Source organism: Clostridium sp. UBA1056 (genome assembly GCA_002316385.1).
GTDB lineage: Bacteria > Bacillota > Clostridia > Clostridiales > Clostridiaceae > Clostridium_J.
Genome location: DCDL01000002.1, coordinates 20,647 through 41,797, shown reverse-complemented (window position 1 = coordinate 41,797; position 21,151 = coordinate 20,647). Strand labels below are relative to the sequence as shown.

Annotated in this window: 17 protein-coding genes; 15 read left to right on the top strand and 2 right to left on the bottom strand. The window is 30.1% G+C overall.

What is annotated here, in order from left to right; all coding sequences use genetic code 11:
• Positions 1-110 precede the first annotated feature (110 nt).
• From kdpC to B3W71_RS00780, 4 genes are all read left to right on the top strand, one after another.
• Positions 111-668: a potassium-transporting ATPase subunit KdpC gene (gene kdpC, locus B3W71_RS00795; RefSeq protein WP_346887043.1), complete on the top strand. Its 558-nt coding sequence runs from the start codon at positions 111-113 to the stop codon at positions 666-668.
• A 75-nt stretch (positions 669-743) separates the two neighbouring features.
• Positions 744-2,780 (top strand): DUF4118 domain-containing protein, encoded by a 2,037-nt coding sequence (locus B3W71_RS00790; protein ID WP_346887042.1) that lies wholly within the window; start codon positions 744-746, stop codon positions 2,778-2,780.
• Positions 2,781-3,253: 473 nt separating this feature from the next.
• Positions 3,254-5,266: a penicillin-binding transpeptidase domain-containing protein gene (locus B3W71_RS00785; RefSeq protein WP_346887041.1), complete on the top strand. Its 2,013-nt coding sequence runs from the start codon at positions 3,254-3,256 to the stop codon at positions 5,264-5,266.
• A gap of 31 nt (positions 5,267-5,297) precedes the next feature.
• Entirely contained in the window at positions 5,298-5,756 is a 459-nt protein-coding gene (locus B3W71_RS00780; protein ID WP_346887040.1) for a GNAT family N-acetyltransferase, read from the top strand.
• Between the two features lie 37 nt (positions 5,757-5,793).
• On the opposite strand, the gene B3W71_RS00775 is transcribed toward B3W71_RS00780, so the two are convergent.
• Positions 5,794-5,997, bottom strand: a complete 204-nt coding sequence (locus B3W71_RS00775; protein ID WP_346887039.1) for a thioredoxin family protein — start codon at positions 5,995-5,997, stop codon at positions 5,794-5,796.
• A 592-nt stretch (positions 5,998-6,589) separates the two neighbouring features.
• On the opposite strand from B3W71_RS00775, the gene B3W71_RS00770 reads away from it, so the two are divergent.
• Positions 6,590-7,906 (top strand): HAD hydrolase family protein, encoded by a 1,317-nt coding sequence (locus B3W71_RS00770; RefSeq protein ID WP_346887038.1) that lies wholly within the window; start codon positions 6,590-6,592, stop codon positions 7,904-7,906.
• A gap of 241 nt (positions 7,907-8,147) precedes the next feature.
• On the opposite strand, the gene B3W71_RS00765 is transcribed toward B3W71_RS00770, so the two are convergent.
• Entirely contained in the window at positions 8,148-8,330 is a 183-nt protein-coding gene (locus B3W71_RS00765) for a hypothetical protein (protein ID WP_346887037.1), read from the bottom strand.
• Positions 8,331-8,788: 458 nt separating this feature from the next.
• Here B3W71_RS00765 and B3W71_RS00760 point away from each other — a divergent pair, with 458 nt between their 5' ends.
• From B3W71_RS00760 to nifJ, 10 genes are all read left to right on the top strand, one after another.
• Positions 8,789-9,274, top strand: coding sequence for a diadenosine tetraphosphate hydrolase (locus B3W71_RS00760; RefSeq protein ID WP_346887036.1), 486 nt, complete (start codon positions 8,789-8,791; stop codon positions 9,272-9,274).
• 140 nt (positions 9,275-9,414) lie between these two features.
• Positions 9,415-9,978 (top strand): accessory gene regulator B family protein, encoded by a 564-nt coding sequence (locus B3W71_RS00755; RefSeq protein ID WP_346887035.1) that lies wholly within the window; start codon positions 9,415-9,417, stop codon positions 9,976-9,978.
• The gene (locus B3W71_RS00750) at positions 9,975-10,133 is read left to right on the top strand and encodes a hypothetical protein (RefSeq protein WP_346887034.1); all 159 of its coding nucleotides are present in this window, start codon (positions 9,975-9,977) and stop codon (positions 10,131-10,133) included. The genes B3W71_RS00755 and B3W71_RS00750 overlap by 4 nt, the downstream gene beginning before the upstream one ends.
• A gap of 171 nt (positions 10,134-10,304) precedes the next feature.
• On the top strand, positions 10,305-11,039 hold the full coding sequence (locus tag B3W71_RS00745; RefSeq protein ID WP_346887033.1) for a LytTR family DNA-binding domain-containing protein: 735 nt from the start codon (positions 10,305-10,307) through the stop codon (positions 11,037-11,039).
• Positions 11,026-12,255 (top strand): sensor histidine kinase, encoded by a 1,230-nt coding sequence (locus B3W71_RS00740; RefSeq protein WP_346887032.1) that lies wholly within the window; start codon positions 11,026-11,028, stop codon positions 12,253-12,255. The genes B3W71_RS00745 and B3W71_RS00740 overlap by 14 nt, the downstream gene beginning before the upstream one ends.
• Before the next feature lie 191 nt (positions 12,256-12,446).
• Positions 12,447-13,424: a bifunctional NUDIX hydrolase family protein/GNAT family N-acetyltransferase gene (locus B3W71_RS00735; protein WP_346887031.1), complete on the top strand. Its 978-nt coding sequence runs from the start codon at positions 12,447-12,449 to the stop codon at positions 13,422-13,424.
• A 374-nt stretch (positions 13,425-13,798) separates the two neighbouring features.
• Entirely contained in the window at positions 13,799-14,602 is an 804-nt protein-coding gene (locus B3W71_RS00730; protein WP_346887030.1) for a hypothetical protein, read from the top strand.
• Between the two features lie 13 nt (positions 14,603-14,615).
• A complete protein-coding gene (locus B3W71_RS00725) occupies positions 14,616-15,749 on the top strand; it encodes an ATP-binding protein (protein ID WP_346887029.1) in 1,134 nt (377 codons plus the stop codon).
• 6 nt (positions 15,750-15,755) lie between these two features.
• Complete coding sequence (locus B3W71_RS00720) at positions 15,756-17,159, top strand: VWA-like domain-containing protein (RefSeq protein ID WP_346887028.1); 1,404 nt, start codon at positions 15,756-15,758, stop codon at positions 17,157-17,159.
• A 394-nt stretch (positions 17,160-17,553) separates the two neighbouring features.
• Complete coding sequence (gene nifJ, locus B3W71_RS00715; protein ID WP_346887027.1) at positions 17,554-21,075, top strand: pyruvate:ferredoxin (flavodoxin) oxidoreductase; 3,522 nt, start codon at positions 17,554-17,556, stop codon at positions 21,073-21,075.
• Positions 21,076-21,151 lie beyond the last annotated feature (76 nt).

The following is a 21,151-nucleotide window of genomic DNA, read 5'->3' as shown; positions in this document are numbered from 1 at the left end:
TTGAATAAATGCTTTAGTAAATCAATATTCCGAAACGGCTGAGCGTTAATAATATAAGTGCTTATTCAATATTTATTTAGATTAACTTATTTTGCGAAAGACCCATAAATATGAAAAAAGTTTTAAGACCAGCAATAATTTGTATTTTGGCATTGACACTAATATGTGGAGTAGCCTATCCACTTATAGTTACAGGAGTGTCGCAGATTGCCTTCAAAGATAAAGCCAATGGAAGTATAATAACCGTTACTTTGAAAGATGGGAAAGAGGTTAGTTATGGCTCAGAGCTTATAGCTCAGACATTTACAAAGCCTAAATATCTTATTGGAAGACCAGATAGCGGATCTCCAACTAATCTTTCACCAGTTTCAAAAGAGCAAGAGGAGTTAGTCCAGGAACGTATAAACTTCTTTAAAGAGATTGACCCAGAAAATACTGCTGAAATTCCAATGGACTTGGTAACAGCCTCAGGTAGTGGTGTTGATCCACATATCTCACCAGAAGCAGCAGAGTATCAAGTAAATAGAATAGCTATTGCGCGAGGAATTTCAGAGGAAGAAGTTAGAAAAATCATTGAGAATCATACTGAAGGTAGACTCTTGGGTGTTTTAGGTGAACCAACTGTAAATGTATTAATGGTTAATCTAGAGCTTGATGGACTTATTTAGATGATAGACTCTTAATATTGTACTAGGGTGGAAAATTTGTTCCACCCAATTTGTATATATGAAGGAGGGATGAATTTGTTTGATATAAGACCTAATCCAGATGAAATACTTCTTAAAGTTAAAAAAGAAGAAGGAAATAAACGTAAGGGAAAGTTAAAAATATTCTTTGGATATTCAGCAGGAGTAGGCAAGACCTATGCTATGTTAGAGGATGCTCATATTCTTAAGGATAAGGGTGTTGATGTGGTAGTTGGATATATAGAACCTCATACTAGAGAAGAGACGATGAGGCTAGTTGAGGGACTGCCGTATATACCAGTAAAGAAGGTAAAGTATAAAAATATATGTCTTAATGAATTTAATTTAGATGAAGCATTAAAAAGAAAGCCCTATGTAATACTTGTTGATGAGCTAGCTCATTCTAATGTAAGTGGATTGAGAAATAAAAAGAGATATCAAGATATAGAAGAACTGTTGAATGCAGGAATTGATGTATATACTACTGTAAATGTTCAGCATATTGAAAGTCTCAATGATACTATTAAAGAAGTAACTAGAATTTCAGTAAAAGAAACTGTGCCAGATTATATATTTGATTCAGCTGAAAAGGTAGAACTAATAGATATTGAGCCTGATGAGTTATTAAAGAGGTTTGAAGATGGAAAAGTATATCGAAAAGATAGGGTAGTTACAGCTATGAATAATTTCTTTTCTATTCAAAACCTTAGTACATTGAGAGAAATATCTATGAGAAGAACTGCTGATAGAATATACCATGATAATTCTATTAAGAATGGAGTTGTAGGAGGTTCAAATAAAATACTTATGCTTTTAAGTGATTCTCCTTCATCAGCTAGAAATATTCGAGTAGCAGTTAGGATGGCAGAAGCTTATCGTTGTAGTTGGACAGCTATTTATGTTGAGACTTCAGAGCACTTTGATAGGGAGAAGCATAGTAAAATTTTAAGAGATAATATGACTTTAGCAGAGCAGCTAGGAGCTGAAGTTGTAGTTTTATATGGAAGCGATATAGCCTTAACTATTGCTAAGTACGCAGAGACTACTGGAGTTACTAATATAATAATAGGAAAGAGTAGAAATAAAAAAGGAATAAAGAATTATTTTGATGAAGAACTTGAAGATAGATTAATCTCAATGATGTCAGATGTAGAAATTCACATAATTCCAGATTTAAAAAACACTAAGGTATATAAGAAAACAACTAAATCAAAGGGCAGTAAAAAATTTCAGCTTTCATGGAGTGATAGCATGAAAACTACAGGAATATTTGTTTTAACAACTTTAATAGGAATGATAATTAATAAAATAGATATAGCTGGACAAAATATAGCATTAGTCTATATTCTTTCTGTAGTAATAGTATCTAGAATTACCCAAGGATATTTTTATGGAATTGCAGCTTCTGTAATAGGTGTATTATGCTATAATATATTCTTTATTTATCCTTACTACACTTTAGATTTTATGAAGTCTACATTTCCTATTACCTTTGTGATAATGATGATGGTAGCTTTGATAACTAGTGCATTAACGCTAAGGATTAAAGAGCAGGCAAGAAGTGCAGCTTCAAGGGAGCAGAGAACACAAGTACTTTATGAAATAAACAAAAAGTTATTAATAACAAGAGGTCTTGAAAATATAGTTAATCTTACTAATGAGTATATTACAACGATATTTAATCGTTCTGTAATTTTCTATACAAAAGACCCTGCAAAAGGAGAAGAAGGAATATTAAAGCTACGCAATGGTTCCGATTGTAATCAATGTCTTCTTCAATGCAAGGACGAGGAGGCAGTTGCTAGCTGGGTATTTGTAAATAAAAAGAGAGCAGGAGCTGGTACAGATACATTGATGGGTTCAGATGGATTTTATATGCCTGTAATTTCGCAGGGAAGAGTCCTAGGTGTTATAGGAATATCATGCAAGGATGAAGAGATGCTAACTCAAGATAATAAGGTTTTTTTAAGGATGATAGTATCCCAGGTGGCGATGGCACTAGAGCGCCAACGCCTTTCAGATGAACAAAGAGAATTGATTGAAGCTTCAGCTAAGAATGTAAATAAATCAGTTTCCAAGGAAATAGAGATATAAATTTTAATGCAATTAAAAAATGATAGTCATACTTATAAACTAAAATAAGTATGGCTATTATTTATAATTTAGGATATATTGAAACCCACCGAGAAACATTTTAACATTTTACATATTTAATATTTTAAAATGCTAAATATGTAAAATGTTAAATATATAATTCACAGTATACAAATGTTCTAAATCTAGATTCTTGAAATCGCTTAGTTCCTTCATCTCGTTGAAGATAAAGATTATCTTCATTTTGAGTATCAATGATGAATTCTTTGGCTGTTCTTTATTTTATATCTATTGCAGAACAATTTTTGGAAAATTTCAAAATTTTCAATTTCGTATTTACGGAAATTTATTGAATAAAAGTATATATAAACTTACAATAGATATAGTGAGTTTTATCTAAGATAAAAGAGATGAGCTTACGATTAAACTTAAAAGTAATCAGTATGTAGATATACTTTGGAAGGAGGATGTTAATGAAAAGTAATTTGAAAAAACTGAGTCTGTTTATTGGAACTATAATTATATGTATAGCTATGGTAACAGGGTGCTCTAAGAAGGATGAAATAAAGGATGCCTTTAATGTTTATAAGGATGTCTGGATTAAGCAGGACTTTAAAAGCATGTACGATATGCTTTCAACTGATTCAAAATCCTATATAGGCGAAGAGGAGTTCTTAGAAAGATACAATAACATATATGGTGCTATTGAAGCCAGTAATATGGATATTCAAATAGTGGGGGAAAAAGAAAGAGATAAAAAGTCATTAGAAATACCATTTACTATGACTATGAATACAATGGTGGGAAAAATAGAACTTAAGGATTTTGAAGCAACTTTAGTTAAAGAAGATAATGCCTATAAAATAAAATGGAATGAAAGTTTAATATTCCCTCAAATGCAACCAGAAGATAAGGTGAGAGTTGATGATTATTATGCTAAACGTGGAAGTATATTAGATAGAAATGGAAACTTTTTAGCACAGGATGATATGGTGAAGTCTATAGGAATTCATCCAAGCAAATTTGAGAATGAAAAGGTTGCAAAAATAAAGTCCATGGCAGCTATATTAGATATAAGTGAATCGTATATAGAAGAGCAACTTGCAGCTAATACTAATCCAGAACATCTTGTACCAATAGTTTCTGTACTTAAATATGATTCTGAAAAGCTGAATAACTTGTCCGGTATAGAAGGCATTCAAATTAACAATAAAAACTCTAGAGTTTACACTGGAGGAGAATCTATTGGAAACTTAATTGGATATGTATCACCAATTACAGCAGAAGAATTAGAAAATAATAAGGATAAGGGATACTCACATACAAGTCTCATTGGAAAGGCAGGCATTGAAAAGGTTTATGAGGATACATTAAGGGGTCAAGATGGTGGAGAAATATATATCGAAAGAGGCGAAGAGAAAATCTCTATAGCTAAGACGGAAGCTAAAAATGGACAAGATATAAAACTATCAATAGATCCAGAGCTTCAAGCTAAGATATATAGTGAAATGAAAGGCAAGAAGGGAGCATCTACTGCAGTAGACCCTAAAACAGGAGAAGTTTTAGCTATGGTAAGCTCACCTTCTTATGATCCAAATGTATTTGTAACTTACAAAACAAAAACCATAAAAGAACAATGGGAAAAACTTGATGGTGAACAATTTGATAATAGATTTAATAACGTATATGCACCAGGTTCTACAATGAAGCTTGTTACAGCTGCTATAGGACTAGATGAAGGTGTACTTAATCCAGAAGAAGGGATGGATATTAAAGGATTAGAGTGGCAAAAGGATGCTTCATGGGGAGGATACAAGATTACAAGGGTAAAGGATCCTGGTAAAGATATAAACCTAAGGGATGCTGTAAAATACTCAGATAATATATATTTTGCAAGAGTAGCATTAAATATAGGGGAAGATGCTTTTATAAATGGAGCTAAAAACTTTGGTATTGGAGAAGAGATAACCTTTGAATACCCAATGGAGTCTTCTCAGATTAGTAATGATAAAACTTTAAGTAAAGAGATACTTCTTGCTGATACAGGATATGGTCAAGGGGAGGTACTTATGTCACCATTAGACGTTGCTTTAGCATATAGTGCATTAGGAAACAATGGAGATATAATGCAACCAAGACTTAACGTTGGAGAAAATGGAGAAGCAAAAGTATGGAAAAGTGCTATAAAGGCAGAAAAAGTGCCAGCTCTAGTAGATGCTTTCTCAGCTGTAATAAATGATGCAGATGGAACAGCTGCTAATGCAAAGGTAGACGGATTTAATATTGCTGGTAAAACTGGAACTTCAGAGATAAAAAAAGATCAAAAGGATGAGTCGGGAAAAGAAAATGGATGGTTTGTAGCTGTAAATACAGATGACTCTAAAATTGCTATATCTATGATAATAGAAGATGTTAAGGATAGAGGTGGTAGTTCAATACCAACAGCTATGGTCAAGAATGTCATGGAGTATTATTTAAAAAAATAGATATTTTTTATAGTGAAAGAGGATGTATAAAATGTTTAATATTGAAATTGTATCAGGGTCAAAGGAAATATTAGAATATGTAGGTCCACTATGGGATAAACTTAATAATCATCATAAAAATAATTCTATAAACTTTAAAGAAAAATATGAGAAGTTCTCCTTTAAGGAAAGAAGTGATGGATTTCTTGCTTACAAGAAGGAGAATATAAATATTAATCTAGTTAAAGACAAAAACAAAAAGATATATGTTGGATATTGTGTTTCTACAATAAATAGTGGTTATATAGGAGAAATTAGTTCCTTATATATAGAGCCTGAATATAGAAAGTATGGGATTGGTGATGAACTTATTAAAAGAGCCATTAAATGGCTAGATGATAACAAGGTTAGTAAAAAAATAATAGGAGTAGCTGTAGGAAATGAGGATGTACTTAAGTTTTACGAAAGACATGCATTCTGTAGTAGGACTATTATTTTAGAGCAGTGTTAACAATAGGAGACAGTAATATGTCTCCTATTTTCTTATATTATTCAAATATCAAATTATAATATCTATTTAAGTTCTTCTCTAGTTCATTAAGAACGATAAATCTAGATTCTCTTAAGGTTTCTTTACCTTGAGCAAAGATTAGAATGGTGGGAGCTATAAAAACTGAAAGCTCTGCACATAAGGAAGGAGACTCATCAATATCAATTTTTATAGATTTAACCTTAGGATAACTAGAGAGCATATTATCTACTTTACAAAATAGGGCGTCACTTCCTCAAAAACATTTTCCAGTAAAAAAGCATAAAAGCAATTCGGAAGTGTTAATTAATTTTAAAAAGTTTTCTTTAGAGTCTAAATTATTCATTATGTGAACCTCCTAATATGATTCGGATAATAAGTTTATATACATATATTATCTTAATTCTTATAAAAGGTAAATTAAAGCTTTTAAAATTAAATCATTTAAATATCTTATTAATAAGCAGAAAGATACCAACTCCGATGCAAAGAAATATAATCATAATAATTATAGGTATAAGTTTAAAAAATTCTAGCATGAGCTTGTCCCTCCTAAAACATGTTAAAGTATAGCTATACTTATATGTATACAAGATATATAAAATCAATGTCAATAAGATTTATAGGTATTTTGAATAATTATAAAGATTAAATGAAATAGATGTCAATATTAAGATAGGTTGTCATGGAACAAGAAAGATATATGCAATAAAGGTTTGATTTATGCATATAATTAGAATACGTTTAGATATAAAAATTTATAAATACTCGTGTTATAATGTAGTAGAAATCATAAGTTAAAGAAGGAGAGTTTAATGCCAAGGATAGGAATGAGAATTATAAAGTCGGCAGTGGCAGTCTTTATATGTTTTTTAATTTATTTGATAAGAGGGACAGGAATGCCTTTTTATTCTGCTATAGCAGCAATTTTATGTATGCAGCAAGGCGTAGAAAGTACTAAGAAGGTTGGCTTAAATCGTACCATTGGGACTTTAATTGGTGGTGCCTTTGGGGTTGTTGTACTACTATTAGAAAGAAGATTTATACCTGAAGCTATGCCATGGCTAAGATATTTATTGACTTCTGTAGCTATTATACCTTTAATTTATACTACTATACTACTTGAACAAAAAACAGCATCATATATTAGTTGTGTAGTGTTTTTAAGTGTTGCTGTAAATCACGGAAGTGATGTAGTTCCTTATGCTTTTGCTTTAAATAGAATTATAGATACTTTAATTGGAATTTTTGTAGCCTTAGGTGTTAATGCTATGAGGCTACCTAAGAGAAGAAATACTAAGATTTTATTTGCAAGCTCTTTATTCAATGCTTTGATGGATTCTAAAAATCAGGTTAGTTCTTATGCTAAAGTAAAGCTAAAGGAAATGATAGAAGAGGGTGCTTTGGTTACACTAGTAACAGATAGAACGCCAGAAACCTTAGAGTCTATAGTTAGTAGTATAGGTATTAAGTTACCAGTGATAACAATGAATGGGGCGGCTATATACAGCTTTAAGGGGAAAAGTTATGTTCACCATCAGGGAATAAGTTATGAGACAACTCAAAGAATTTTAAGTATATGTGATGAATTATCTATAAATATATTTAGCCATACTATTATTAATGATGTGATGCATATTTACTATGGTGATTTTACAAATGAGGAAGAAAAAAGATTTTATAACCTAGAGAAAGTACTTCCGCTAAAAAACTATATATATAGTAAACTACCGCAAGGGATAGATGTAATTTGCCTTATGGCTATTGATAATCTAGAGAAGATAGAAAAATTGTATCATAAGCTTAAAGGCTGTAGTGATTCTAAAAACATACATGTTACCTATGAAAAATATAATGAGAATTATTATATTTTAAAAATATATAGTAAAAATGTATCCAGAGGAAGCGCATTGATTAAATTAGCAGAAATAATTAAATGTGAAAATGTAGTCGTATTTGCTGGAGTAAATGAAGACATTTCTATGATAAACGTAGCAGATAAAAGCTACGCAGTGGAAAATGCTCCTGATGTGGTTAAAGAAAGTGCTTCGCAGATTATAGGCGATAATCAAAGTGATTCTGTAATAAAAACTATGAAAAAGCTATTTTATTCAAAAATGATTAAAAAATAAGATGATCTATTAAAAAGTTAAATTTATTATTCATAAAAATAAAACACAGTAACCTATCTAATTTTTTAGCGGTTTACTGTGTTTTATTTCTCATATAGGGGGATATTGCCTTTATTTAATATATATAAGTTCCGATAAATAATATAGAAATTTAATAAAACTTATATATTATAAAGTAGAATCTGTAAATTATATATTCTTATATGGTGTTAATATTTATATAAACTTATAAGTCAATTATTTAATTAGTACTACGAATTTTATGTAAATTAAATATAAGAAGTAGTAATACACAGATACCCAAAAATGTAGTTGTAGTAGGGTCAGATTTTTTTATTAATTTAGGAGCTGAGAATAAAAAAATTATTATAGCTATAATTGAAGCTATTAAATCAATTTTTAAATCGTTTCTTATAGATTTCATCAGAAGGGCACCTCACAATAAAAGATTTTAAATATAAGATTAATGTAAAATGGATATAGAGGTGCTTTATATATTAATGAAAGGGAATTAAGATTAGCATTTCTATTAATATTTTACTGGTGTTGTAAGTAAATCACCTCTATATGAAAGTGTGTTATTCATCTATGATTATAACTGAAAACAATCTTATAATGTGGATTTAGGAATGAAAGGTTAAATATAGGACATGTAAGTTAAAATTCAATGGAACTGAAATAAAAGTATTGAATTTAATGTATATATATCATACAACTGTTATGATTTTCAGTAGGATGAATATGGGTAAAATTCATATCTAATATACATACTAAATACCAATATAAGTAATTTTATATACTTAAAATAAATAATTTTATATACTTAAAATAAATAATTTTTAAAACTATTTATTTTAATAGATCTATTCAGGAGGTATGAATATGAGAAAAATCACTTTATCTAATGGAAAAGTTGTAGAAACACCATGTTTAAGTTGTTCGATAACTAGTGGAGATGTGGAACCAGATGGTGGCGTAATATACGAAACTAAGTATTTTCATGCTCATCAGGATGTAGCATATCCCATTGAAGGCTTAGTAATATTAGCATCTAAGAGACATATTAAATGTTTTGATGAGCTAACTGAGGAAGAAAAGATTGATTATATAAATACATTAACAAAGATACGTTCAGCACAAAGAAAGACTTTGAATATAGACACTGTGTATTACTTTTATAATGAAGATACAACTCACCACTTTCATACATGGATGGTTCCAAGATATATGTGGATGGAAAGGTTTGGATCATCAGTTCAATCTCTGCGTCCATCTTTACTTGAAGCTAGAAATAATATGAACACAGAGGAACAAAAGAAAAGGGTTTTAGAAGCAATTAATCTATTAATAGAAGAACTTCAAAAATAGATAAAATTGGAATAAATGATGCTTTCATGTAGATAATAAGTAATTTCAGGTATGAAATAGGTAATGTTGTGAAAATTCTAAACAAAGTGTACGAAACTATTGTATAATCTTGTTAAAACTTAAAGCTAAGAGAGGGTATTATGATTGGGGTTTTAGTAAAGAAGATAGTAAATTTTATAGCTTTAAAATCTAATATAGAAGATATATACTATCTTGATAGAATTAGATATGGATTAGAGATTCTTATAGGTGAAGGAATTAAATTTATTATCATACTTTTAATATCCCTTATGCTTAATAAATTACCTGAATTTTGCATAATTACAATATTGATTTTGGGAGTTAGAATTAAACTTGGAGGTGGACATTGTAATAGTTTTGCAAGATGTTTTATAAAGACTATAAGTATATATTTGATTATGTATTTTTTATCTTCTATAGTGGTGATACCTGGATTGATAAGAGGATTAATATTAGTATCTGTTGTAGCTACAACTTTTACAGCAAAATATAGAACTAAGATTAAGGAAATCGAGGATCCTAAAACAGTCTTAAAGCTAAAATTCAGGACAAGTTTCATATATTTATTCACATATATTTTAGTTCGAGTAATAAATAACTCTACATACATAAATCTTGTATTATTCTTTGGATTATACATGGTTTATGAATATTATATGAATAACAGGGGGAAAACAATATGAAAAATTTAAAAGAAAAATTCGACTTAGGAAAACTTGCGAGTGATGTATTAACTACTGCTGGTAAGGAAGTAGGAGAAGTAGCATTAGAATTCCCTTCTTTCTTCTTCTGGGGTGAAGTTGAATTACCATTAGACGTAAAAGAAAAAACTGAATAACAATTATACAAAACTGGTAACTGTTCAGCCACCACATATTGTAATTATTAATTATTGTATATAGCAAATTTATTAATGAAAATCTAATATTTAACTAATAAATTAATATATAGTATTGTTAATAGCTGAATAGTTACCCAAATTGTGTTATAATTGTTAGGGGTGATGAAGATGCAATTATTATTAATAGAAGATGATATTATTCAAAGTAATAATTTATCTACTTTAATTAAAGGAAGCTATAATAATGTTGAGCTCCTAAATGCATATTCTGTTGAGGAAGCATTAAAGATTATTAGAGAAAAAAATATAGATCTATTCTTTATTGATATTAATTTGCCAGATGGATCGGGTATAGATTTAGCTAAAAATATTAGAGCTATTGAAGGCTATGAATTAAAAGGAATAGTATTTATAACAAGTCAAGGATTTCAAATGGTAGATGCCTTTAAAAATATACATTGTTATGATTTTTTAATAAAGCCATATAGTGAAGAAGATATTAAAAGAATTATAAATGTGTTTATGAATGAAACAGTTAAAGAGAATAATAATCGAAAGCACAGCCTTATATGCCTAGAAAATAAGATAACATATAAACTATATCATGATGATATAGTTTTTGTTGAGTATATACCTAGAAAGTGCAAAATCGTTACAGCTAACAATGGAGTAATTTATGTAAAATTATCTCTAGGAAAACTTCTAAGTATGATAGAGTCAAATAGTATATTGCAATGTCATAAGTCATTTATTGTAAATACAAAATATATAAAAAAAATAGATAAGCTATATGCTAAATTGTGGAGAATATACTTTATTAATAGTAGTGAAGTAGCAGATTTGTCTATAAATTATAAAGATAAGGTGTTTGAAACTTTAGGGTATATAAATGCTTACAAATAGTTTTTTTGAATTATTTACATTATGTATGATTTGCAATACTTTATTCAATAAAGTTGATATTAAAAACATTTTGATTTCTGTTATATTATCCTGTGTATTTAATATTGCTATAAATATACCTGTAGTTAATCTTGGAGTATTGACTATAGTATATACTCTGATAAATAAATTTTTATATAAAGATACTTTATATAAAGCTTTAATTAAGGTAATTATATCATTATTAATTTTAATGATAGCAGAAAGTATTGTTGGAATTGTTGTAGGTATACTAAATATTGATCCAACAAGTATAAAACTAACTCTAATATTATTAGGGGCATTTTGCATTACACTAATTTGTGTATATTACTTTGCTAAATATATAAAAGTAAATGTTTTAGCTATGCCTAAATTAAATAATAAAATTGTAATAACAGGAATAGTCAGCTTATTTTTAATTCTAACAATATTAATGTTTATAAATGATAATCATTTTATAGATAATAAATTAAGAGTTGGATTATTTTTAGCTTTGTTGGTATTTATTATAGTAACCATGATTTTATGCAAGGATGTATATAAAATCATGAGGGAAAATGAAATACTAGAAATTCAAAATAAATATAACTTAATCCTAAATGAATATATTGAGAAGTTAAGAGCTAGTGAGCATGAGTATAAGAATCACTTAAATGTAATATATTCTACTCTTCAGATAGGAGACTATGATGAAGTTAGCAAGATAATAAAAAAGTATATAGAGGATATAAGATATAAGGATACTTTAACAAAGCTAATGACTATAGACAACATAATTTTAAGAGCTCTTATCTATAGCAAAATTTGTGAAGCTGAAAAAGTTGATGTGAAGATAAAATACAGTGTTAATAATAGTTTAAAGGATATAAAAATTAGCCAATCTGATATGGTAATAGTTTTAACTAATCTATTAAATAATGCTATAGAAGCGGCTAAGGAAAGTTCTAATAGGTTGGTTGAGTTGTATATAGATGAAGATTATTCAACCAATGGTAAGCATATAATTACTGTTAAAAATACTGTAAAAGACATGAATGAATTAAATATATCTTCTATGTTTAGTCAAGGATATTCAACTAAGAGCTCCAGTAGAGGCTATGGCCTATATAATGTGCAAAAAATAGTTAGTACTAATAAAGGTAATATTTTAATGGAAACAAATAATGATATGCTTTCCGTTGAAATACATATTTAAATACTTGTATTAGGCATCTGAAAATAAATAACAAGTCAAAGATGCCTTAAGTAGATATCAATATTTATTGATATCTATTTTTTATATAAGCTATTAAATTTGTGTGATATAATATTGAAAATATGTATAAATATTAAAGTAGACATTAAAATAAGTTTCAAACTTAACTTAGTTATGGGGGAGATATAGTCATGGAATTATGGGATGTTTATGATAAATATAGGTATAAAGTTGGAAGAATACATGAAAGAGGTAATCCTATGAAAGAAGGGGATTATCATATGGTAGTTCATGTTTGGATTATCAATGACAAAGGAGAGATACTAATCCAAAGAAGGCAATCCTTTAAAGCTGGATGGCCTAATATGTGGGATTCTGCTGCAGCTGGCTCTGCAATAAAAGGAGACGATAGTATATCCGCCGCTACAAGAGAAACTAAGGAAGAGTTAGGAATTGATTTAGATGTAGATAGAGCAGAACACTTATTTACAGTTAAGTTTTCTTGTGGATTTGATGATGTTTGGTTTGTTAGACAAAATGTTAATATAAGTGATTTAAAGCTTCAACATGAAGAGGTAGCAGAAGCTAAGTGGGCTACTTTTAAAGAGGTAGAAGAAATGGTAAGAAAGGGAGAGTTTATATACTATAAGTATTTAGACAAGTTATTTCAATTAATAGATTCAAATATTTCCCTTAAGAAGGCTACTAAAGATGATGCTGAAGAGTTATTAGCTATGCAAAAAAAGGTTTTTATGCCTTTATATAAAAAATATGAAGATCATGAAATAAGTCCAGTGATGCAAACTTTAGATAGGTTCCTAAAAAGATTTTACATAGGAGATTTCTATAAGATTTTTTACAAAGGAGGTCTAGCTGGTAGTGTATTTGTCTATGAGAAAAAGCCTGGGCTAATGAGATTTCATATTATAAATATACTTGAAGATTATCAGAATATAGGAATTGCTCAGGTAGTTATGGAGAGACTTGAACTTATGTATCCGCAGGCAGAAGAGTGGGAACTAGATACCATAAAAGCTGAGAGTAAAAATTGTCATCTCTATGAAAAGATGGGCTATGTGAAAGTAGGAGAAGAAAAGAAGATTAATGATAAATTAACTCTTGTATCTTATAGGAAAAATGATAATATAGCTAGGCTTGAAGGTGTATAGAGGAAAGGGTTTTATATCTGTTTGAAGGTATAAAATCCTTTAATTTTTATCTGATACCTAACAATTGTAATCAGTTAAAACTCTATTAAGTAGAAATAACAGCATTATGATCCGAGATAAATAAAATTTAACTAAATTTTAATGAAAGATCGAATTATCTTAGAAGTTTTATATGACAAAAACTAAAGTATAATTTGCAATAATTATAATAAAAACTATTTAAATAAAGGCTTTAAAATGTTTTATAAAATGATATAATTAAGTGGAGAATCATTATTACTTAATAAAATTATTATTCAGTGGGGGTTAGATAAAACATAAGATTTTTAAGAAAAGTCTTATTTAAAAGCTACTAATCCAGGAGGTATAATGTTATGGATTATAATAGAGCTATGGAAATGGTAAAGAGAAATCCAATTATTATAAAAACTATTAAAGACCCATCAGAAGAAATGAAGCTTTTAGCCGTAGAGAAGGATGGTATGGCTTTACAGTATATAAAAAATCCAACAGAAGAAATGAAAGAAAAGGCACTTAGAAGTAATGTAAATGCTATTGAATTTATAGATGAACCTACTCTACAGATGAAGGAGTACGCAGTTAAAGAAAGCTGGAATACATTAAAATTTATAGATAATCCTAGTGATGCATTAGTAAGTTTAGGTATTGAACAAAAGGGCTGGGCTATTCAGTATTTAAAGAATCCTAGCTGTAAGATTCAGATGTTAGCTATAGAAAAAAACTATGATTCTATCAAATATATAGAGAATCCTTGTGAAGAAGTACAGGAAGTGGCTGTAAATATTAGCTATGATGCTTTAAGATATATGAATAATCCTAGTGAGAGAGCTGAAATTTCTGCAATTAGAAATAATGAGGCAGCTATTAAGTTTATTTCTAATTTAAGTAAGGAAAAAATGATAAGGTTTTTAAAAGAAAATATATTAGTAATTAAGTATCTGATAAAAGAAATATCTCTAGAAGAACTTGAAGGAGTATTAAAAGAAAGATTATCAAGTGAAGATATAGAAGATAGCTATGTAAGAAATTTTATTAATTGTGAAAGCATAAATAAGAAATATAATAATATTTCCATAGATAAGATTATATTTATTCATAAATATGGAAGTAGTAGAGCAAAGAGAATTGCTATAGATGAAAAGCTAAAGATGATGTAGGAGGATATGATAAATGAACTTTAATGATACATTAAAAAGTGTAGAGCTAGTAATAGAAACTAATGAAGTACCTCTTATTGTAGGAGAGAGTGGAATAGGTAAAACTGCTCTTGCTAAGGCTCTAGTAAGAAAGCATGAGTGGAGCCTTGTTGTTATAGATGGAAACCTTTTAAAGGAAGGTGAAATAGGGGGATTACCCACTGTTGAAGAATATAGTATTAAAGATAGTGATGGAAGACTTATTAATAAAAAAGCAACTATATATGCTATTCATACCAAGCTTAGAGAAATAGATAATCTTATCTTAGAGGGTAAGGAAGTACTTTTATTTATAGATGAAATAAACCGTTGCGAGCATAGTGTACAACAAGAGCTTATGAACTTAATATTAAATAGGGAGATAAACGGATATAAGCTTCATGATAAAGTTAAAATATTAGCTGCAATGAACCCATCTAGTAAATATGGATCAGACTTTGATTATCAAGTAGTAGATATGGATGCTGCTCAGGAGAATAGATTTGTGTGGCTTAATATGGAAAGCGATGCAAGGGGCTGGATTAAATGGGCCACAGAAAATGAAGTTGATAGAAAAATTATAGAGTTTATATCTACTTTTCCAGAGCATCTCCATAGTATTAATGAGGATGATATAAGAGCAACACCAAGAAGTTTTGAAAGAGTGTCTAAAAGTTACAAGTTGTATAAAGAAAATAAAGGTAGTATACCAAGAAGAGTATTTTTAAATGTTTTGAAAGGAAATCTTGGAAGAATTATTGCAGAGCAGCTTATGGATTTCATAGAGTCAGACAAGACAGCTTTAATTTCTCCAGAAGAAGTATTTGAAAAAGCAAATTTATCAGAAGAAATTAAGATAAAAATATCAAAGGAAAGTCATACTAGATTATATTTAACAGCAAATAATATGATAAATTACATTAATAGAAAAATCAAAGAGGCAGAAGGCGAAGATGTAAGCAAAGTTATAGATAGATTTGTTGAGTTTTTAAACTTATATCCAATAGATTTAATGATTGGAATTATGCAAGATATGAGGGAAAGTCAAAAAAATATATATAACTTCGTATTAAAAAATGAAGACTTTGTAGAGGCTTATTTTGCTGCTTATACGGAGATAAAGGAATAGATAATTATGATCAAGAATTTTGAAGAGTTAAGGGTTAATCTTTATAATAGAGTAACTAATCTAGTAAATAGTGGAGAGATGTTTAAAGCTAAAAGAGATGGTAAAAAATTTGAAGTTGATATGCCAGAAGATTTAACGATAGAGTTTTATAAGTTAGTAGATAAGGTAAACTTAGCCCTTATGGAGGATAAAGAAAATTTCTATGGATACTTTTTATTTCAAGTTGGACGAGAAATAAGATATGATACAGCTACACCTACAGCTATAAATTTTAAAGGTGCTAAATATGTAATTTATTTTAATCCTCTTATATTTTTACAACTTAATATAAGTCAGATGCAAGGAAGTATAAAACATGAAATCCACCATGTTTTAGCACTACATTTAATAAGAGCAAAAGAGTTAAAAAGAAGGTATAGTACCTTAGCTGTTAATATGGCTATGGATATAGTTGCTAACCAATATATAGAGCATTTGCCATCCTATGCAACCACCTTAGAATGGGTAAATACAAAGTATAATTTAAGACTAGAACCATATAACTCTATGGATTACTATGTGAGGGAAATTCAAGGAGAGTTAGATTTGTTAGAAGAAGATAAAGAGGGAGAAGAAGACGATTCTAAAGGAGATATAAAGGATGAATATGATCCTAAGGAGACTCATGATACTTGGGATGAATCTGATGATATAGACGATAAAGCCATGAAGTCTTTTACAGAAAAGTTTGCAGAGCTATCTAGTAAAGGAAAGATTCCAATACAGGTAGAATCTATGTTAAAAGCTTTAAGAGGTAACGAGAATGAAATTCCATGGAATGTATATTTGAAAAAATTAATGGGAATTTTAGAGAGTAGTAAGAAGAAAACTGTTACAAGGAGAAGTAGAAGACAGCCCAATAGATTAGATTTAAAAGGTGAATTAAGAGGCCATAGAGCTAAAATTGCTGTAGCTATTGATATAAGTGGAAGTATAAGCGATGCTGAGTTTAAGCAGGCCATGAAAGAAGTACTTTCTATAGTGAAAAATTATAATAGCGAAGTAACTATAATAGAATGTGATAGTAATATTAAGAGAGCATATAAGGTTAAGTCTATAAAGGATATAAGAGATAGAGTAGCTACAGGGGGAGGAACGCAGTTTACTCCTGTATTCGAATACATCAATAATAGTGATACGAACTTGCTGATATACTTTACTGATGGGAAAGGTGAAGATAAGCTAAAGGTTACACCTAAGGGATTTAGAACTTTATGGGTGATATCTGGTAGAGGAGATAAATTATCTTTAAAGGAGCCTTATGGAGTGATAAAGAAGCTTAAAGATATAGAAGAAAAAGAAGAGTTTATAGATATACATGATGTAAGAAACGATGGATGGTCAATGAATAGCCATGAGCCTACTATATAGAAAATTATATAATATACTAATAAGTTTAAATAACTTTTTAAATGGGATTTTCGCAAAATATATTACTAATCTTATATAAAATGTTGAAGATGCACTTTAATATTATTGCTAGATAATATAAGTGCTTATTCAATATTTATTTAGATTAGCTTATTTTGCGAAAGTCCTATTTTTTTATAGCTAATAATATATTAATGTTTTTTTATGTATATACATAATATATGCTTATTTAGACCAACATATAAAGGATATAAGAATAACATTTCATATGTTACTTAGCTTTATGTTTGCTAAATGGATTTTATAAAGCTATGAAAGTTTATTATGACATTAGACATCTGTCTAAATATTGTCATCATTAATATATTCAAACTGTAAGAAAAGAGGTAATAAGATGAGAAAAATGAAGACTATGGATGGTAATACAGCAGCAGCGCATATATCCTACGCCTTTACAGAAGTAGCTGCTATATTCCCAATTACACCATCTACACCTATGGCTGAACTTGTAGATGAATGGTCTGCTAAGGGCAGAAAAAATATATTTGGCCAGCCTGTTAAAGTAGTGGAGATGCAATCAGAAGCAGGAGCAGCTGGAGCATTGCATGGATCATTACAGGCAGGAGCTCTATCAACTACATATACAGCATCTCAAGGATTACTACTTATGATACCTAATATGTATAGAATGGTAGGAGAAAGATTACCTGCTGTTATACATGTTGCTGCTAGAGCCGTATCTACTTCATCATTAAGTATATTTGGTGATCATCAGGATGTTATGGCTACAAGGCAGACTGGGTTTGCTATGCTGGCAGAAGGCTCAGTTCAAGAAGTTATGGATTTAGCAGCAGTAGCACATTTAAGTGCTATAAAGGCTAAAATGCCATTCCTTAGCTTTTTTGATGGTTTTAGAATTTCCCATGAAATACAAAAGATTGAGGTTATAGAGCAAGATGAATTAGCTAAACTAGTAGATTATAATGCCATTGAAGATTTCAGAAAGAATGCATTAAATCCAGACCACCCAGTTACAAGAGGAACTGCTCAAAATCCTGATTTATATTTCCAAATGTGTGAATCACTTAATAGATACTATGAAGATATTCCTACTTTAGTAGAAAATTATATGAATGAAATAACTAAGCTGACTGGAAGAGAATATCATTGCTTTGATTACTATGGAGCACCAGATGCAGATAGAATAATAATATCTATGGGTTCTGTATCAGAGGTGGTTGAAGAAACTATAGATTATTTAAGAGCTAAAGGAGAAAAGGTAGGACTTGTAAAAGTAAGGCTTTATAGACCATTCTCTATAGAGAGATTTATAAAGGCTATACCAAGTACAGTTAAGAAGATAGCAGTACTTGATAGAACTAAGGAGCCAGGTTCTGTTGGAGAACCTCTTTATCTAGATGTAGTAAGATCACTATTTGGAAAAGAAAATGCTCCATTAGTAGTAGGTGGAAGATTTGGGCTTGGTTCAAAGGATCCAATTCCATCACATATTGCTGCTGTATTTGAAAACTTAAAAGCTGATAAGCCTAAGGATAGATTTACTATAGGAATAATTGATGATGTTACAAATTCATCTTTAATGCCAAAAGAAGATATAGATGCTACACCAGAAGGTACAACTTCATGTAAATTCTGGGGATTAGGTTCTGATGGTACTGTTGGAGCTAATAAGAGCGCTATAAAAATTATTGGGGATCATACAGATATGTATGCTCAAGGATACTTCTCTTATGACTCTAAAAAATCAGGTGGTATAACTGTATCTCACTTAAGATTTGGGAATAAGCCAATCAAGTCTCATTATACTATTGATAAGGCTGATTTTATTGCTTGTCATAATCAAGCCTATGTTTATAGCTACAATTTATTACAGGGATTAAAGAAGAAAGGAAAATTCCTTTTAAATACTCAATGGACAGAAAAAGACCTGGAGGATAGATTACCAGCAGATTTAAAAAGATATATTGCAGAAAATGATATAGATTTTTATACTATAAACGCAGTTAAAATAGCTCAAGATATTGGTTTAGGTGGAAGAATAAACATGATAATGCAAGCTGCCTTCTTTAAGATAGCGGATATTATACCAATTGAAGATGCAGTTAAATATTTAAAAGAGGCAGTTATAACATCCTATGGTAAAAAGGGTGATCAAGTAGTAAATATGAACCATGCTGCCATTGATTCAGGAATAAATTCCATAGTTAAAATAGAAGTTCCAAGTAAATGGAAGAATTCTAAGGATGATAAGTTAGATACAATGAATGAGTATCCTGAATTTGTTAAAGACATTGTGGAACCTATGAATAGAATGGAAGGAGACGCTATTCCAATTTCTACTTTAATCAGAGAAGGAGTAGACGATGGTACCTTCATGGCTGGTACTACTGCATTTGAAAAGAGGGGAATAGCAGTAAATGTACCACAGTGGATACCAGAAAACTGTATTCAATGTAATCAATGCTCTTATGTGTGTCCACATGCAACTATTAGAGCCTTCTTGTTAGATGAAAAAGAAAAGGAAAATGCTCCAAAGGATATGAAACTTTTAGATGCTAAAGGGCTTAAAGCTGAAAATCCTATGTTCTTCCATATAGGAGTTACACCTTTAGATTGTACTGGATGTGGAAACTGTGCAGAAGTTTGTCCAGCTAAGGAAAAAGCTTTAGTTATGAAGCCACAGGATAGTCAACATGATCAGATAGAAGTTTGGAATTATGCTGTAGAAAAAGTTGCAAACAAGAAGACTTCAATTAATAAGAATACTGTTAAGGGTAGTCAATTTCAGCAACCATTACTTGAATTCTCAGGTGCATGTGCAGGATGTGGAGAAACTCCATATGCTAAGCTTGTAACCCAACTATTTGGAGATACTATGATGATAGCTAATGCTACTGGTTGTTCATCAATTTGGGCAGCAGGAGGACCTTCAACAGCGTATAGACCTAATCAACAAGGTTATGGTCCAGCATGGGCTAACTCATTGTTTGAAGATAATGCAGAGTATGGTTTTGGAATGTATGTAGCTGTTCAGACTATAAGAGAAAGAATTGCACAAAATATAAGAGAAGCTCTTAGTAGCAATGATATTTCAGACGCAGCTAAACCTGTATTACAAGATTGGTTAGATAACATAGATAAGGGTGAAGGCACAAGGGATAGAGCAACTAAGTTAACACAAGTTCTTGAGAAGGAAAATAGTGAAATAGCTAAGAAGATACTAGAGGATAAAGAGTTCTTCGTTAGAAGATCACAATGGCTATTTGGAGGAGACGGCTGGGCTTATGATATAGGATATGGCGGTCTTGACCATGTATTAGCATCTGGAGAAAATATAAATGTACTAATATTTGATACAGAAATTTATTCTAATACGGGTGGTCAATCTTCAAAATCAACTCCAACAGCTGCAGTAGCTAAATTTGCAGCTTCAGGAAAGAGAACTAAGAAGAAGGATTTAGGAATGATGGCTATGAGCTATGGTTATGTATATGTAGCTCAAGTGTCCATGGGAGCAGATAAAAACCAAACTGTTAAAGCTATTGCTGAGGCAGAAGCTTATGATGGACCATCTCTAATCATAGCTTACTCTACATGTATTAGTCATGGCATTAAGGGTGGTATGGCTAACTCACAAGAAGAAGAAAAGAGAGCTGTGGAATGTGGATATTGGAGCCTTTATAGATATAACCCTGACTTGAAAGGAACTAAAAACCCATTCTCATTAGATTCAAAAGAGCCAAACCGAAACTTTAAGGACTTCTTACTAGGCGAAGTTAGATATGCATCTTTAGCTAAGGTATTCCCAGAAGTGGCTGAAGAACTATTTGCAAAAACAGAAGAGGATGCTATGGAGAGATATAATACTTATAAAAAATTAGCAACTCAAGAATAAACAGTAACAACAAAGGGGCTTTCACAAAATAAGCTAATCTAAATAAATATTAAATAAGCACTTATATTATTAACGC

Bases quoted from the DNA above. Each gene is read 5' to 3' on its own strand.
- kdpC (WP_346887043.1), top strand. From the start codon at position 111: ATGAAAAAAGTTTTAAGACCAGCAATAATTTGTATTTTGGCATTGACA.
- B3W71_RS00785 (WP_346887041.1), top strand. From the start codon at position 3,254: ATGAAAAGTAATTTGAAAAAACTGAGTCTGTTTATTGGAACTATAATT.
- B3W71_RS00780 (WP_346887040.1), top strand. From the start codon at position 5,298: ATGTTTAATATTGAAATTGTATCAGGGTCAAAGGAAATATTAGAATAT.
- B3W71_RS00775 (WP_346887039.1), bottom strand. From the start codon at position 5,997: ATGCTCTCTAGTTATCCTAAGGTTAAATCTATAAAAATTGATATTGAT.
- B3W71_RS00770 (WP_346887038.1), top strand. From the start codon at position 6,590: ATGCCAAGGATAGGAATGAGAATTATAAAGTCGGCAGTGGCAGTCTTT.
- B3W71_RS00765 (WP_346887037.1), bottom strand. From the start codon at position 8,330: ATGAAATCTATAAGAAACGATTTAAAAATTGATTTAATAGCTTCAATT.
- B3W71_RS00760 (WP_346887036.1), top strand. From the start codon at position 8,789: ATGAGAAAAATCACTTTATCTAATGGAAAAGTTGTAGAAACACCATGT.
- B3W71_RS00755 (WP_346887035.1), top strand. From the start codon at position 9,415: ATGATTGGGGTTTTAGTAAAGAAGATAGTAAATTTTATAGCTTTAAAA.
- B3W71_RS00750 (WP_346887034.1), top strand. From the start codon at position 9,975: ATGAAAAATTTAAAAGAAAAATTCGACTTAGGAAAACTTGCGAGTGAT.
- B3W71_RS00745 (WP_346887033.1), top strand. From the start codon at position 10,305: ATGCAATTATTATTAATAGAAGATGATATTATTCAAAGTAATAATTTA.
- B3W71_RS00740 (WP_346887032.1), top strand. From the start codon at position 11,026: ATGCTTACAAATAGTTTTTTTGAATTATTTACATTATGTATGATTTGC.
- B3W71_RS00735 (WP_346887031.1), top strand. From the start codon at position 12,447: ATGGAATTATGGGATGTTTATGATAAATATAGGTATAAAGTTGGAAGA.
- B3W71_RS00730 (WP_346887030.1), top strand. From the start codon at position 13,799: ATGGATTATAATAGAGCTATGGAAATGGTAAAGAGAAATCCAATTATT.
- B3W71_RS00725 (WP_346887029.1), top strand. From the start codon at position 14,616: ATGAACTTTAATGATACATTAAAAAGTGTAGAGCTAGTAATAGAAACT.
- B3W71_RS00720 (WP_346887028.1), top strand. From the start codon at position 15,756: ATGATCAAGAATTTTGAAGAGTTAAGGGTTAATCTTTATAATAGAGTA.
- nifJ (WP_346887027.1), top strand. From the start codon at position 17,554: ATGAGAAAAATGAAGACTATGGATGGTAATACAGCAGCAGCGCATATA.